This window comes from Sinomonas halotolerans (genome assembly GCF_039615075.1).
Classification (GTDB): domain Bacteria; phylum Actinomycetota; class Actinomycetes; order Actinomycetales; family Micrococcaceae; genus Sinomonas; species Sinomonas halotolerans.
The window spans coordinates 193,074-206,292 of the sequence record NZ_JBDFRB010000004.1; the positions used below are offsets into that span (position 1 = coordinate 193,074).

Genomic DNA, 13,219 nt, shown 5'->3' on the forward strand with positions numbered 1-13,219 from the left:
TGAGCTCTGAGAAAGAGAAGGAAAGCAATGGAAGCCAAGGCAATTGCGCGCCACATCCGCGTAACGCCGATGAAGGCCCGGCGCGTCGTCAACCTTGTTCGTGGCAAGCAGGCGAATGAGGCGCTGGCGATCCTGAAGTTCGCCCAGCAGGCGGCTTCGGAGCCGGTGTACAAGGTGCTCGCGTCCGCGATGGCCAACGCCCGTGTCCTCGCCGACCGCGACGGTGTCGCGTTCGACGAGAGCGACCTCTACATCAGCGAGGCGTTCGTCGACGAGGGTCCGACCATGAAGCGGTTCCAGCCGCGTGCCCAGGGCCGCGCGTACCGCATCAACAAGCGCACCAGCCACATCACCGTGGTCGTCGCGACGCCCGAGAACGAGGAGGCCCGGTAAATGGGACAGAAGGTCAACCCCCACGGGTTCCGACTCGGCATCACCACCGACCACGTCTCGCACTGGTTTGCCGACAGCAACAAGCCCGGTCAGCGCTACAAGGACTTCGTCCGTGAGGACGTCAAGATCCGCCAGCTCATGACCACGGGCATGGAGCGCGCCGGCATCGCCAAGGTCGAGATCGAGCGCACCCGCGACCGCGTCCGCGTGGACATCCACACGGCCCGTCCGGGCATCGTGATCGGCCGCCGTGGCGCCGAGGCGGACCGCATCCGCGGCGAGCTCGAGAAGCTCACCGGCAAGCAGGTCCAGCTGAACATCCTCGAGGTCAAGAACCCCGAGATCGAGGCACAGCTCGTCGCCCAGGGCATCGCGGAGCAGCTCTCGAGCCGCGTCGCGTTCCGCCGCGCCATGAAGAAGGCCATGCAGTCGGCGCAGCGCGCCGGTGCCAAGGGCATCCGCGTGGCCTGCTCGGGCCGTCTCGGCGGCGCCGAGATGTCCCGCTCGGAGTTCTACCGCGAGGGTCGCGTGCCGCTGCACACGCTCCGCGCGAACATCGACTACGGCTTCTACGAGGCCAAGACCACCTTCGGCCGCATCGGTGTGAAGGTCTGGATCTACAAGGGCGATGTGACCTCCAAGGAGCTCGCGGCCCAGGCTGCTGCCGCTCCGTCCCGCGGCCGTGGCGACCGAGGCGACCGTCCGGGCCGCCCCGGTGGCGAGCGCCGTCGTCGTCCGTCTGGCGACCGCCAGGCCCCGGCCGCCCAGGCTGAGGCCCCGGCCGCCGAGGCCGCTGCTCCGGCAGCAGAAGGAGGAGAGGCTTAAATGCTTATCCCGCGTCGTGTGAAGCACCGCAAGCAGCACCACCCCGGCCGTGCCGGCGCTGCGACCGGTGGCACCAAGGTCACCTTCGGCGAGTTCGGCATCCAGGCCCTCTCCCCGGCGTACGTGACCAACCGCCAGATCGAGTCCGCTCGTATCGCCATGACCCGTCACATCAAGCGTGGCGGCAAGGTGTGGATCAACATCTACCCGGACCGTCCGCTGACCAAGAAGCCTGCCGAGACCCGCATGGGTTCCGGTAAGGGTTCGCCGGAGTGGTGGGTCGCCAACGTCAAGCCGGGCCGTGTGCTCTTCGAGCTCTCCGGTGTGAACGAAGAGGTGGCGCGCGAGGCCCTCCGCCTTGCCATCCACAAGCTCCCGTTGAAGGCGCGCATCGTGCGCCGCGAAGGTGGTGAATGAGAATGGCAGTCGGTTCGAAGGACCTGACCGCTTCCAAGCTCGATGAGCTGGACAACGAGCACCTGTTCGATGAGCTCAAGAAGGCCAAGGAAGAGCTGTTCAACCTGCGCTTCCAGTCGGCCACCGGCCAGCTCGAGAACCACGGCCGCCTGCGCGCCGTGAAGAAGGACATCGCTCGCATCTACACCGTCCTGCGCGAGCGCGAGCTCGGCATCCGCGCCGAGGCGACCCCCGCGGTCGTCGAGGCCAAGGACGAGAAGAAGGCTGAGAAGAAGGCCGAGAAGAAGGCCGCCAAGGCTGAGAAGGCCGAGGAGGACGCCAAGTGAGCGAGCAGGAAAACCAGGAGAACACTGTGGCGGAGAACGCTGCCTCTGCCCACCACGATCGTGGTTACCGCAAGACCGCCCGCGGCTACGTCGTGTCCGACAAGATGGACAAGACGATCGTCGTCGAGGTCGAGGACCGCGTGAAGCACTCGCTGTACGGCAAGGTCATCCGCCGCACCGAGAAGCGCAAGGCCCACGACGAGAACAACACCGCCGGCATCGGCGACCTCGTTCTCATCGCGGAGACCCGTCCGCTGTCCGCCACCAAGCGGTGGCGCCTCGTCGAGATCCTCGAGAAGGCCAAGTAACCCTGGCCCCTTGCGGATCCCGCGATCAGGGCCCAGCGCCCGCCCGGAAGGCCCGTCCCCAGCAGGGGGCGGGCCTTCCGCCTTCCCCGCCCATCGTCTCGGGTACAGATCGGGCGCGCGTATCGGCGTTCCGGGTACGCGCGCGTCGGCACCTTCCCCGTCTCGGGTACAGGTATGGCCCCCGTAGCGGCGTTTCGGGTACGGCCGACGGCGGGAGGCCGCCCCGGGGCGGCGAGCGGCCGGCGTCGTGCGTACCCGAGACGGCCGAATCGCGTACTGATGTGTACCCGAGACGGTGGGGGTGGGGGCGTCGGGCTGATGCGGGGTGGACGCCGGGGCCGTGATACGATATTGAGCTTGTACGGGTGGCTCTGCCATGCCGTCAAACACCTCGTGAACTTTTCGTGCCACCGCATAATGCCCTTCTGCCGAAGGGGAGCGCCCCGGCGCTGCTCTCGGGCAGTAGGGGGTCACATGCGCGCGGCACGGAGGTTCAGGTCCGACTCTGGCCACATCCAGGCGGATCGAGAGACGCCCCATCAACCGTTCCGCAAGGCTCGTGCCGCAGCAGCACCGCGGCCCGAGAACCAGCGAGACGTAAGGAGTAGAAGTGATTCAGCAGGAGTCGCGGCTCAAGGTCGCCGACAACACGGGTGCGAAGGAAATCCTGACCATCCGCGTTCTCGGTGGATCCGGTCGCCGCTACGCAGGCATCGGCGACGTCATCGTCGCCACCGTCAAGGACGCGATCCCTGGCGGCAACGTCAAGAAGGGCGATGTGGTCAAGGCCGTCATCGTCCGTACCAAGAAGGAGCGCCGCCGCGCGGACGGCTCCTACATCAAGTTCGATGAGAACGCGGCAGTCATCCTCAAGAACGACGGCGACCCCCGTGGTACCCGCATCTTCGGCCCGGTGGGCCGCGAGCTGCGCGACAAGAAGTTCATGAAGATCGTCTCGCTGGCTCCGGAGGTGCTCTGACCCATGGGCGCAAAGATCAAGAAGGGCGACCTGGTCCAGGTCATCACCGGCTCCAAGGAGTCGAAGGGCAAGCAGGGCAAGGTCCTGAAGGTGTTCCCGGAGGAGAACCGCGTTCTCGTCGAGGGCATCAACCGGGTCACCAAGCACGTCAAGGCCGGCCAGACCCAGCGTGGCACCCAGACCGGCGGCATCGAGCAGGTCGAGGCCCCGATCCACGTCTCGAACGTGGCCCTCGTGGACCCCGAGACCAAGAAGCCGACCCGCGTCGGCTTCCGCCTCGAGACCGTGGAGAAGGACGGCGTCACGAAGACCGTCCGCATCCGCTACTCCAAGGCCACCGGGAAGGACATCTGATGACTGAGACTGTTCAGACTCCGGTCAAGGTCGTGCCGCGTCTCAAGACGAAGTACGCCGAGAGCATCAAGACCGCCCTTCAGGGCGAGTTCAACTACGAGAACGTCAACCAGGTCCCGCGCCTGGTCAAGGTTGTCGTGAACATGGGCGTCGGTGACGCCGCGAAGGACTCGAAGCTCATCGAGGGCGCTGTGCGCGACCTGACCCTCATCACGGGCCAGAAGCCGCAGGTCACCAAGGCCCGCAAGTCGATCGCCCAGTTCAAGCTGCGTGAGGGCATGCCGATCGGCGCCTTCGCAACGCTCCGCGGCGACCGCATGTGGGAGTTCGTGGACCGCCTGGTGACGCTCGCGCTGCCCCGTATCCGCGACTTCCGCGGCCTCTCGGGCAAGCAGTTCGACGGCAACGGCAACTACACGTTCGGCCTCACCGAGCAGGTCATGTTCCACGAGATCGATCAGGACAAGATCGACCGCCTCCGTGGCATGGACATCACGGTCGTCACGACCGCGAAGACCGACGCCGAAGGCCGTGCGCTCCTGAAGCACCTCGGCTTCCCGTTCAAGAACGAAGACTGAATCACTACGTGACAGGTCCACCCCGCGCCCCACGGGCCGGGAGGGAAACCGTCATGAGGAAGGGCACGAGCCCACATGACTATGACTGATCCCGTCGCAGACATGCTCACGCGTCTGCGCAACGCCAACGCGGCCTACCACGACTCGGTGACCATGCCGTCGTCGAAGCTCAAGGTCCGCGTGGCAGACATCCTGAAGGCCGAGGGCTACATCGCCGGCTACAAGGAAGAGGACGCCGAGGTCGGCAAGAAGCTGACCCTGGACCTCAAGTTCGGCCCGAACCGCGAGCGTTCGATCGCCGGTGTCCGCCGCATCTCCAAGCCGGGCCTCCGCGTGTACGCGAAGTCCACGAACCTCCCGCACGTCCTGGGCGGCCTCGGCATCGCCATCCTGTCTACCTCTTCTGGGCTCCTGACCGACCGTCAGGCCGCCAAGAAGGGCGTGGGCGGCGAAGTCCTCGCGTACGTCTGGTAAGGGAAGGAAGGAAGAAGATATGTCCCGCATTGGACGTCTCCCCATCACCGTCCCCGCCGGCGTCGAGGTCAAGGTCGACGGCTCCGTGGTGACCGTGAAGGGCGCCAAGGGCGAGCTGACCCACACTGTGGCCAGCCCGATCGAGGTTGCCATCGAGGACGCCACCATCTCGGTGACGCGCCCCAACGACGAGCGCATCTCGCGCTCGCTCCACGGCCTGACCCGCACGCTCATCTCGAACATGATCGAGGGCGTCACGAAGGGCTACGAGAAGAAGCTCGAGATCGTGGGCACCGGTTACCGCGTGCAGGCGAAGGGCTCGGACCTCGAGTTCGCGCTCGGCTTCTCGCACCCGGTGAACATCACTGCCCCCACGGGCATCACGTTCACGGTCGAGGGCCCGACCAAGTTCACGGTCGCCGGCATCGACAAGCAGCAGGTCGGTGAGGTCGCGGCCAACATCCGGAAGCTGCGCAAGCCCGACCCGTACAAGGGCAAGGGCATCCGCTACGCCGGCGAGGTTGTCCGCCGCAAGGTCGGAAAGGCTGGTAAGTAACCATGGGTCTGGGCATCAACAAGAAGCGCGTGGCCAAGTCCAAGCAGCAGGCTCGGGCTCGTCGCCACTTCCGCCTCCGGAAGCGGATCGTCGGCTCTGCCGAGCGTCCCCGCCTGGTCGTGAACCGCTCGTCGCGTCACGTCTTCGTCCAGGTCGTCGACGACAGCAAGGGCATCACCCTCGCGTCGGCGTCGACCCTCGAGGCCGACCTGCGCGCGTTCGACGGCGACAAGACCGCCAAGGCCAAGCGCGTGGGCGAGCTCGTCGCCGAGCGTGCCAAGGCTGCCGGCATCGAGGCCGTCGTGTTCGACCGCGGTGGCAACAAGTATCACGGCCGCGTGGCTGCGATCGCGGACGGCGCACGTGAAGGTGGGCTGACCCTGTGAGCGCAGAGAACGCAGTGAACGCAGAGAAGGTTAACGTGACCGAGCAGAATGCACCCGAGGCTTCGGCTGAGTCCGCTCCCGCCAACGAGGACCGCCGCGGCGGCCGCCGTGGCGAGGGTCGTGGCCAGGGCCGCGGCGACCGTGGTGGCCGTGGTGGCCGCGACAGCCGCGACGCCGAGAAGAGCCAGTTCATCGAGCGCGTGGTGACCATCAACCGCGTTGCCAAGGTCGTCAAGGGCGGCCGTCGCTTCAGCTTCACCGCCCTCGTGGTGGTGGGTGACGGCAACGGCATGGTCGGCGTCGGCTACGGCAAGGCCAAGGAGGTCCCCGCGGCGATCGCGAAGGGTGTCGAGGAGGCCAAGAAGTCCTTCTTCCGCGTCCCGCGCGTCGGCACCACCGTCCCGCACCTGGTGCAGGGTGAGGCCGCCGCTGGCGTCGTCATGCTGCGCCCGGCTGCCCCGGGTACCGGTGTGATCGCCGGTGGTCCGGTCCGCGCCGTGCTCGAGTGCGTCGGCATCCACGACGTCCTGTCGAAGTCCCTCGGGTCCTCGAACGCCATCAACATCGTCCACGCGACGGTGGAGGCGCTCAAGAACCTCGAGGAGCCGCAGGCCGTGGCCGCCCGCCGTGGCAAGGCCCTGGACGAGGTGGCCCCGGCTGCTCTGGTGCGCAACCTCCAGAACCAGAAGGCAGGTGCATGAGTCATGGCGAAGAACCTGGCTCCCTCCGACGCCACGTTGGAGATCACGCAGATCAAGGGCGTCATCGGCGCCAAGCAGAACCACCGCGACACGCTCCGTTCGCTCGGCCTGAAGCGGATCGGCCACACGGTCACCCGCAAGGCTGACGCTGTGACGGTCGGCATGCTCAACACGGTTCCGCACCTCGTGAAGGTTGAGGAGGCGAAGTAATGGCAGAGAACGAGAACAAGGGCTCCGAGAAGTCGACGGCGCTCAAGGTCCACCACCTGCGTCCGGCCGCTGGCGCCAAGACCGCGAAGACCCGTGTGGGTCGCGGTGAGGCGTCCAAGGGCAAGACCGCCGGTCGCGGCACCAAGGGCACGAAGGCCCGCTACCAGGTCAAGGCCGGCTTCGCAGGCGGGCAGCTCCCGCTGCACATGCGCCTGCCGAAGCTGCGCGGCTTCAAGAACCCGTTCCGGGTCGAGTACCAGGTGGTCAACCTGGACAAGCTCTCCGAGCTGTTCCCGGAGGGTGGCGAGGTCTCGGTCGAGGCCCTCGTCGCCAAGGGCGCTGTCCGCAAGAACGAGCCGGTGAAGGTTCTGGGCTCCGGCGACATCACCGTCAAGGTCGATGTCACCGCCCACGCCTTCTCGGCGTCCGCCGCGGAGAAGATCGCCGCAGCAGGCGGCTCCACCACCGTCCTCTGACGGAACCGGAGCGCGGCCTGACGCCGTGAGAATGAGGCCCCTGCCGGCGTCGTGCACCAGCACGACGGCGGCAGGGGCCTTCCGCGCTCAAGGCGCGACGGGCGCGCAGCGGGAGTTGATTATCGCAACGGGTTCCCTGCCGGTAGACTGCTGAGCTGGACCCCAGCCTCGTTCCGGCCACCCATGCCGCGGGGCTCTTGACCGTACATCCCTTGATAGGGGAGGAGAAGCGTGCTTTCTGCGATCGGCCGGGCTTTCCGGACGCCCGACCTGCGGCGCAAGCTGCTGTTCACGCTGGGCATCATCACCATCTTCCGCCTGGGCGCCTTCATCCCCGCGCCGGGGGTCAACTACGCCAACGTGCGCATGTGCCTCGATCCGTCGGTGACGGGCGAGCACCAGGGCATCTACCAGATGATGAACCTCTTCAGCGGCGGCGCCCTCCTGCAGGTCTCCGTGTTCGCGCTGGGGATCATGCCGTACATCACGGCGTCGATCATCGTGCAGCTCCTGCGCGTGGTGATTCCGCGGTTCCAGCAGCTCTACGAGGAGGGCGCGTCGGGGCAGAGCAAGCTCACGCAGTACACGCGCTACCTGACGATCGCCCTCGGCCTGCTCAACGCGACCACTCTGGTCTCGCTCGTGCGCTCGGGGCAGCTGTTCCCGAACTGCCAGCTGCCGATCATCCCGGACGAGAGCATCATCGCGACCCTGCTCGTGGTCATCACGCTGACGGCGGGCACAGGCCTCATCATGTGGCTCGGCGAGCTCGTCACCGAGAAGGGGATCGGCAACGGCATGTCGCTGCTGATCTTCACCTCGATCGTGGCGGCGTTCCCGACGGCGCTCGGCGCCATCTGGACGTCGAAGGGGCCGGGCACGTTCTTCCTGGTCCTCGCCATCGGCCTCGTGACGACCGCGCTCGTGATCTTCGTGGAGCAGTCGCAGCGCCGCGTGCCGGTGCAGTACGCGAAGCGCATGATCGGCCGCCGAACCGTGGGCGGTACCAGCACGTACATCCCGATCAAGGTCAACATGGCCGGTGTCATCCCGGTCATCTTCGCCTCGTCGATGCTGTACCTGCCCGCGCTCGTGGCGCAGTTCAACACCCCGTCGGACGGCTCGCCGATCCCGGGCTGGGTCGAGTGGATCAACAACAACCTCACGCGAGGCGACCACCCGGCCTACATGGTGGCGTACCTCGTGATGATCATCTTCTTCACATACTTCTATGTCGCGATCACCTTCAACCCTGAAGAGGTCTCCGACAACATGAAGAAGTACGGGGGCTTCATCCCCGGCATCCGTGCCGGGAAGCCCACTGCGGACTACCTGCAGTACGTACTTTCGCGCATCACCCTGCCGGGTGCGATCTACCTCGGCATTGTGGCTCTGATCCCGCTCATCGCCCTCGTGCTCGTGAACGCGAACCAGAACTTCCCGTTCGGCGGTACGTCGATCCTCATCATGGTGGGTGTGGGGCTTGAGACGGTCAAGCAGATCGATGCGCAGCTCCAACAGCGACACTACGAAGGACTACTGCGATGACGAGAATGCTGCTCATTGGCCCGCCCGGTTCCGGCAAGGGAACCCAGGCCGAACGGATCTCGGACCGCCTCGGCATCGTCGCGATCTCCACCGGCGACATCTTCCGCTACAACGTCAAGGAGCAGACGCCCCTCGGCCTTGAGGCGAAGAAGTACATGGATGCAGGCGACTTCGTTCCGGACTCGGTGACGAACGACATGGTGCGCGACCGCCTCGCGCAGGACGACGTGGCGAACGGCTTCCTCCTCGACGGCTACCCGCGCACCGTGGCGCAGGTCGAGTACCTCGACGGGATCCTCGCGGAGAATGGGCTCTCCCTCGATGTGGTCCTGCAGCTCACGGCGGACGACGAGGAGCTTGTGGCCCGTCTGCTGAACCGGGCGAAGGAGACCGGCCGCAGCGACGACACTGAGGACGTGATCCGTCACCGCCTCGAGCTGTACCACACGCAGACCGAGGCTGTGGTCGGCAAGTACGAGGAGCGCGGCGCGCTCACCCGCGTCGACGGCATCGGCGCCATCGACGAGGTCACGGACCGCGTGCTGAGCGCGATCAAGAATGACGGGGCTGCGGCGTAGGCGGCAGGCACGACGACGTGAGGCGCCGTCCGCGGGTTCAGTCCCGGGGGCGGCGCCTCGCCACTGCAATGAGGGCTGAGGGGAAGGAAGGGCGTCCGTGATCGGGCAGCGGAAGATCGAGTTCAAGAGCAACGCGCAGCTGCGCACCATGGCCGAGGCCGGTGTGCTCCTGAGCGCCGCGCTCGACGCCGCCGTTGCCGCGGCGGCCCCGGGCGTGACGACCGATGACATCGACGCCGCGTTCGCCGCCGTCGTCGATGAAGCCGGCGCCCAGTACAACTTCCTCGGCTACCACGGCTACCCCAAGCACATCTGCGCGTCCGTGAACGACGAGGTGGTCCACGGGATCCCCGGCCCGCGCAAGCTCGCCGAGGGTGACATCATCTCGATCGACGGAGGATGCGTGGTGCGCGGCTGGCACGCCGACTCCGCTCGCACCGTGATCGTGGGCGAGGGCGACCCCGAGGACGTCCGGCTGTCCGAGGTGACCCGGCAGGCGATGTGGCGGGGTATCGCCGCCTTCGCGCGCGCGACGCACATCGGCGACATCGGCGACGCGATCGATGACTACGTCTCGGCCCAGGACGGCGCGCCTCTGGGCATCCTCGAGGACTACGTCGGCCACGGCATCGGGTCCCAGATGCACATGGCGCCCGACGTCCTCAACTACCGCACCGGCCACCGCGGCGCGAAGATCAAGCCCGGGATGGCGCTCGCCATCGAGCCGATGCTCGTCCGCGGATCCATCGACACCAAGGTGCTCGACGACGAGTGGACCGTCGTGACGACGGACGGCTCCCGCGCGTCCCAGTGGGAGCACTCGGTGGCCCGGCACGCCGGCGGCATCTGGGTGCTCACGGCGCCCGACGGCGGGGCCTCCGAGCTGGAGCCGCTCGGCGTGACGCCCGTGCCGATTCCGGCCTGAGCCCGGGGTTCAGCAGCCCGCGCCCTCTGGGTTGACGTTGCAGTTGTCGGCGTAGAGCTTGACCTCGGAGCGCCAGACGCTGAGAGTTCGGGGCGCGCTGGGGATCTCGGCGGTGCCGGCGATGGGCTGGTAGGGGCCTCCGTCGACTGAGAACTCGCCGGTGAAGACCGTGGTGAGGCCTACGGTGAAGTCGCCGGTTGCGGTGTAGATGTGGCTCGTGACGGTCTTCTCGCCCCAGCGCTCTTCGGGGACGGGCCCACCAGGGTATCGAGTGACGAGGGTGGTGCCGTCGCCGTAGTCCCAGCGGTACTCGGACGGGGTGACCTTGATGTCCACCTTTCGCCCCAGGATGGTGATGGAGAAGGACTGCTCGGCCGGGTCGGCGTAGATGTTCGTCTCGGCGCCCTTGAGCGTATGACGGCCCGGCTGGGTTCCGAGCTTCGGCGCCACGATCGGGAGTTCGCGCAGCTGCTTCTCGGTGACGGCAATGACGACATCGCCGGGTCGCTGTGGCGGCTTTCCGGGGTAGAGACAGCTCTGGTCCAAGCGCTCCCACTGGGCGTTGGGCTTGCGCGTGTCGAGCCGCTCCCAATAGACCATTCGGCCGCCCGGCTCGGCCGAGCACTGGTCGTTCAGGATCTTGCAGACAATCGGGTTTAGATTCTCTACGTCTGCGGCGCAGGCTGGGCCATATGAATAGATATAGACATCGGCCACGCCTTCCACGGCTGGAAACTTGAAGGTGACGGAGCCGGTTTTCGTCCCGTTGGTTACGACCGAATCATCTCCGAACGCCGTACCCGAAGTTGCGGAGGCTGGGTCGGCACCGAGTAGCGTTACCACGGCCACAACAAGAGCAGCCCTCGCCGAACGGCGTCTCATGCGTTGCCTGCTTGAGCGGTCCTCCAGCCGGAACCATCAAACACTGCGTAGATGACTCTCGGGTCTTCGCTCGAGGACGCCTTATAGCTCTTGAGTACCTTCCCGTCCTTATCGAATCGCGTGGATGCTGACTCCTCCAAGAGAAAGTGGGCGGCTGCCTGACCAAGAGGGTCGAGCTTCATATTCGCAACGAAGCCTCGAAGCGTCCACTGGGGAGCAATTTCCCAACCGGCGCCAGCTGAAATCTTGGCTGCCCGGTCGATATATCCATTGCATATCTTACAATCGGGCTTGGAGATTTTCTTCAGCGGCTGTGAATCCCCCGTCTCCAGTGCGTAGGTGACGGTGTCGAACCAGTACTGGGTGAAGGCCTTGAACCCGGCTTCGGTGTTCTTCTTCGCGGCCTCGGGGAGGACAGGCTTGGGGATGTTGCGGGCCGGACCCTTGGAGGAAGCCGGGGTGGGCCGTGCGTCGACGGTGGGCGTTGGGGTGGCCGTTGCGCTTGGGCTTGGTGAGCCGGACGCCTCGGGCTTGGTGGAACTGCCGCAGGCACTCAGGGCCAGGGCAGCCACAAGGACGGAAGCTGACAGGGCAGTGCGGAGCGTGGAGCGAGGCAGCATTGACATCCCCCGAGGTCGGTGCGGAGCCGCGAAGCGCGGCGGCGTATCAGTCTGAGTGTATAGGTCCGTGACCACCGCTGTTCTGGGTTATCCACAGGATGGCGGCGAGGTGACCGACACGGACGGCGCCGTCCGCCGGAAGGGCGGACGACGCCGTCGTGCTTCTGCCCGCCGAGGAACTCAGCGGCGCGTACCCGAAATGCAAACTCGGGGCGATTATGTGTACCCGGAACGCGAATTGGGGCTGATTATCTGTACCCGAGACGCGTCTGGGCGGTTTTATCTGTACCCGGAACGCGAATTGGGCGTTTTATGTGTACCCGAAAGGGTCAGGCGAGCTTCGGCTTGACGTCGCGCTCGTAGAGGCCCTCGAGGGTCTTCTTGAGGCCGCCCATGGTCGCCGTGACGTCCGCCTTCTGCGTCACGATCGCCGAGATCGACTTCGCGATCTCCTGGTCCGCGCCGGGCAGGAAGACGCGGGCGTTGTCCTGGACCCGGGTCACGGCCAGCTGGTCGATTGCGGTCTGGATCTGCGGCGTCTTCGCGAGCACCTTCGTCATGTCGGCAGACTTGCGGTTCGGCATGTAGCCGGTGGCCGCCGAGAAGGCCGCCGTGTTCTCCGGCTCGCCCACGAACTTGATGAACATGGCCGCCGCGAGCTGCTCCTCCTTGGAGATTCCGGCCGGGATGCCGAGGCCGGCACCGCCCGTCGGGCACACGGGGGACTCGGACTTCGGGCCGCCGGGCAGGAAGCCCACGCCCACGTTGAACTTCGCGGTCTTGAGGGTGCCGACCAGCGAGCCCGTGGAGGCGATGGTCGCCGAGGCGATCCCGGCGGCGAAGTCGTCCGACTGGTCCTTCGAGGAGACGCCGGCCCACTTGTCCTTGTACACGGAGTCCTGCACCCACTGGATGGCCTCGATCGCCTCGGGCGAGTCGCACGTGACGTCCCAGCCGTTGCTCCAGCCGGAGCCCCAGCCCCACAGGTTGTTCTGGAGGGTCCAGCCCGCATAGCCGGCCATAGGCCCGTACATGTACGCGTACTTCGCCTTCGTGGCGGCCTGGAGCTTGGGGCCCCACTCGGCGAACTCCGCCCAGGTCTTGGGCGCGCGGTCCGGCAGGCCGGCGGCCTTGAAGTGGTCCTTGTTGTAGTAGAACAGCGGGGTGGAGCGGCCGTAAGGCATGGCCCACTGCTTGCCGTCGTACTGGTAGTCCTTCACGAGCGAGTCGCGGTAGTCCGCCACCTCGAACCCGAGCTGCTTGATGAGCGCGTCCATCGGGATGATGCTGCCGTTGATGAAGTAGCGGAACCACCACACGTCCGAGAGGACCACGACGGCCGGCAGGCCGGACTTCGCGGCCTGCGCGGTCTGGAACTTCTGCGCGATCTCCTCATAGCTCGACCCCGCGGTCACGAGGTTGACCTTGATGCCCGGGTTCGCGGCCTCGAACTTCGCGATCAGCTCCTTCTCGACGTCCTGGGACTTGCCCGGGTGGCTCGACCAGAAGTCGATGCTCGCGGCCGGCTTGACGTCTTTGAAGTCGAGATCCTCGGCGGCGCCCGTGCTCGCGCCGGAAGTGTCCGGGCCGCCGCACGCGCTCAGCGCTGCAGCGCCGGTGCCGGCGCCGGCGAGGGCCAGGAAGAGCCGGCGGTCAAGGGTGAGTGCCATGATGATGCCTTTC

20 protein-coding genes are annotated in these 13,219 nt (G+C 66.5%); 17 read left to right on the plus strand and 3 right to left on the minus strand.

The window, feature by feature from the left end; genetic code table 11:
- Positions 1-27 precede the first annotated feature (27 nt).
- The 17 genes from rplV (at position 28) to map (ending at position 10,034) form a co-directional block, all read left to right on the plus strand.
- On the plus strand, positions 28-393 hold the full coding sequence (gene rplV / locus ABCQ75_RS06535; RefSeq protein WP_345884065.1) for a 50S ribosomal protein L22: 366 nt from the start codon (positions 28-30) through the stop codon (positions 391-393).
- Positions 394-1,218, plus strand: coding sequence for a 30S ribosomal protein S3 (rpsC, locus tag ABCQ75_RS06540; RefSeq protein ID WP_345884067.1), 825 nt, complete (start codon positions 394-396; stop codon positions 1,216-1,218).
- Positions 1,219-1,635, plus strand: a complete 417-nt coding sequence (gene rplP, locus ABCQ75_RS06545; protein WP_345884068.1) for a 50S ribosomal protein L16 — start codon at positions 1,219-1,221, stop codon at positions 1,633-1,635.
- Between the two features lie 2 nt (positions 1,636-1,637).
- A complete protein-coding gene (gene rpmC, locus ABCQ75_RS06550; protein ID WP_345884240.1) occupies positions 1,638-1,961 on the plus strand; it encodes a 50S ribosomal protein L29 in 324 nt (107 codons plus the stop codon).
- A gap of 26 nt (positions 1,962-1,987) precedes the next feature.
- Positions 1,988-2,269: a 30S ribosomal protein S17 gene (rpsQ, locus tag ABCQ75_RS06555; RefSeq protein WP_345884241.1), complete on the plus strand. Its 282-nt coding sequence runs from the start codon at positions 1,988-1,990 to the stop codon at positions 2,267-2,269.
- A gap of 610 nt (positions 2,270-2,879) precedes the next feature.
- Positions 2,880-3,248 carry a 50S ribosomal protein L14 gene (gene rplN, locus ABCQ75_RS06560; protein ID WP_003803789.1) on the plus strand — a complete coding sequence of 123 codons (369 nt, stop codon included), beginning with the start codon at positions 2,880-2,882 and terminating at the stop codon, positions 3,246-3,248.
- A 3-nt stretch (positions 3,249-3,251) separates the two neighbouring features.
- A complete protein-coding gene (gene rplX / locus ABCQ75_RS06565; RefSeq protein ID WP_345884070.1) occupies positions 3,252-3,602 on the plus strand; it encodes a 50S ribosomal protein L24 in 351 nt (116 codons plus the stop codon).
- Positions 3,602-4,180 carry a 50S ribosomal protein L5 gene (rplE, locus tag ABCQ75_RS06570; protein WP_345884072.1) on the plus strand — a complete coding sequence of 193 codons (579 nt, stop codon included), beginning with the start codon at positions 3,602-3,604 and terminating at the stop codon, positions 4,178-4,180. The genes rplX and rplE overlap by 1 nt, the downstream gene beginning before the upstream one ends.
- 75 nt (positions 4,181-4,255) lie before the next feature.
- Entirely contained in the window at positions 4,256-4,654 is a 399-nt protein-coding gene (gene rpsH / locus ABCQ75_RS06575; protein ID WP_345884074.1) for a 30S ribosomal protein S8, read from the plus strand.
- A 19-nt stretch (positions 4,655-4,673) separates the two neighbouring features.
- The gene (rplF, locus tag ABCQ75_RS06580) at positions 4,674-5,210 is read left to right on the plus strand and encodes a 50S ribosomal protein L6 (protein ID WP_345884076.1); all 537 of its coding nucleotides are present in this window, start codon (positions 4,674-4,676) and stop codon (positions 5,208-5,210) included.
- A 2-nt stretch (positions 5,211-5,212) separates the two neighbouring features.
- Positions 5,213-5,596, plus strand: coding sequence for a 50S ribosomal protein L18 (rplR, locus tag ABCQ75_RS06585; RefSeq protein WP_345884078.1), 384 nt, complete (start codon positions 5,213-5,215; stop codon positions 5,594-5,596).
- A 35-nt stretch (positions 5,597-5,631) separates the two neighbouring features.
- Complete coding sequence (rpsE, locus tag ABCQ75_RS06590) at positions 5,632-6,297, plus strand: 30S ribosomal protein S5 (RefSeq protein ID WP_345884081.1); 666 nt, start codon at positions 5,632-5,634, stop codon at positions 6,295-6,297.
- 3 nt (positions 6,298-6,300) lie between these two features.
- Positions 6,301-6,507 (plus strand): 50S ribosomal protein L30, encoded by a 207-nt coding sequence (gene rpmD, locus ABCQ75_RS06595; RefSeq protein ID WP_345884083.1) that lies wholly within the window; start codon positions 6,301-6,303, stop codon positions 6,505-6,507.
- Positions 6,507-6,983, plus strand: a complete 477-nt coding sequence (gene rplO, locus ABCQ75_RS06600) for a 50S ribosomal protein L15 (protein ID WP_345884084.1) — start codon at positions 6,507-6,509, stop codon at positions 6,981-6,983. The genes rpmD and rplO overlap by 1 nt, the downstream gene beginning before the upstream one ends.
- A 231-nt stretch (positions 6,984-7,214) precedes the next feature.
- Entirely contained in the window at positions 7,215-8,531 is a 1,317-nt protein-coding gene (gene secY / locus ABCQ75_RS06605) for a preprotein translocase subunit SecY (RefSeq protein WP_345884085.1), read from the plus strand.
- Entirely contained in the window at positions 8,528-9,109 is a 582-nt protein-coding gene (locus tag ABCQ75_RS06610) for an adenylate kinase (protein ID WP_345884087.1), read from the plus strand. The genes secY and ABCQ75_RS06610 overlap by 4 nt, the downstream gene beginning before the upstream one ends.
- Before the next feature lie 97 nt (positions 9,110-9,206).
- Positions 9,207-10,034 (plus strand): type I methionyl aminopeptidase, encoded by an 828-nt coding sequence (map, locus tag ABCQ75_RS06615; RefSeq protein WP_345884089.1) that lies wholly within the window; start codon positions 9,207-9,209, stop codon positions 10,032-10,034.
- Between the two features lie 9 nt (positions 10,035-10,043).
- On the opposite strand, the gene ABCQ75_RS06620 is transcribed toward map, so the two are convergent.
- The 3 genes from ABCQ75_RS06620 to ABCQ75_RS06630 all read right to left on the minus strand — a co-directional run bounded on the left by ABCQ75_RS06620 (position 10,044) and on the right by ABCQ75_RS06630 (position 13,206).
- The gene (locus tag ABCQ75_RS06620) at positions 10,044-10,634 is read right to left on the minus strand and encodes a PKD domain-containing protein (protein WP_345884091.1); all 591 of its coding nucleotides are present in this window, start codon (positions 10,632-10,634) and stop codon (positions 10,044-10,046) included.
- Positions 10,635-10,912: 278 nt separating this feature from the next.
- Positions 10,913-11,488 (minus strand): DUF6318 family protein, encoded by a 576-nt coding sequence (locus tag ABCQ75_RS06625; protein WP_345884092.1) that lies wholly within the window; start codon positions 11,486-11,488, stop codon positions 10,913-10,915.
- A gap of 377 nt (positions 11,489-11,865) precedes the next feature.
- Entirely contained in the window at positions 11,866-13,206 is a 1,341-nt protein-coding gene (locus tag ABCQ75_RS06630) for an ABC transporter substrate-binding protein (RefSeq protein WP_345884094.1), read from the minus strand.
- Positions 13,207-13,219 lie beyond the last annotated feature (13 nt).

Bases quoted from the DNA above. Each gene is read 5' to 3' on its own strand.
- rplV (WP_345884065.1), top strand. From the start codon at position 28: ATGGAAGCCAAGGCAATTGCGCGCCACATCCGCGTAACGCCGATGAAG.
- rpsC (WP_345884067.1), top strand. From the start codon at position 394: ATGGGACAGAAGGTCAACCCCCACGGGTTCCGACTCGGCATCACCACC.
- rplP (WP_345884068.1), top strand. From the start codon at position 1,219: ATGCTTATCCCGCGTCGTGTGAAGCACCGCAAGCAGCACCACCCCGGC.
- rpmC (WP_345884240.1), top strand. From the start codon at position 1,638: ATGGCAGTCGGTTCGAAGGACCTGACCGCTTCCAAGCTCGATGAGCTG.
- rplX (WP_345884070.1), top strand. From the start codon at position 3,252: ATGGGCGCAAAGATCAAGAAGGGCGACCTGGTCCAGGTCATCACCGGC.
- rplE (WP_345884072.1), top strand. From the start codon at position 3,602: ATGACTGAGACTGTTCAGACTCCGGTCAAGGTCGTGCCGCGTCTCAAG.
- rpsH (WP_345884074.1), top strand. From the start codon at position 4,256: ATGACTATGACTGATCCCGTCGCAGACATGCTCACGCGTCTGCGCAAC.
- rplF (WP_345884076.1), top strand. From the start codon at position 4,674: ATGTCCCGCATTGGACGTCTCCCCATCACCGTCCCCGCCGGCGTCGAG.
- rplR (WP_345884078.1), top strand. From the start codon at position 5,213: ATGGGTCTGGGCATCAACAAGAAGCGCGTGGCCAAGTCCAAGCAGCAG.
- rpmD (WP_345884083.1), top strand. From the start codon at position 6,301: ATGGCGAAGAACCTGGCTCCCTCCGACGCCACGTTGGAGATCACGCAG.
- rplO (WP_345884084.1), top strand. From the start codon at position 6,507: ATGGCAGAGAACGAGAACAAGGGCTCCGAGAAGTCGACGGCGCTCAAG.
- ABCQ75_RS06610 (WP_345884087.1), top strand. From the start codon at position 8,528: ATGACGAGAATGCTGCTCATTGGCCCGCCCGGTTCCGGCAAGGGAACC.
- ABCQ75_RS06620 (WP_345884091.1), bottom strand. From the start codon at position 10,634: ATGGTCTATTGGGAGCGGCTCGACACGCGCAAGCCCAACGCCCAGTGG.
- ABCQ75_RS06630 (WP_345884094.1), bottom strand. From the start codon at position 13,206: ATGGCACTCACCCTTGACCGCCGGCTCTTCCTGGCCCTCGCCGGCGCC.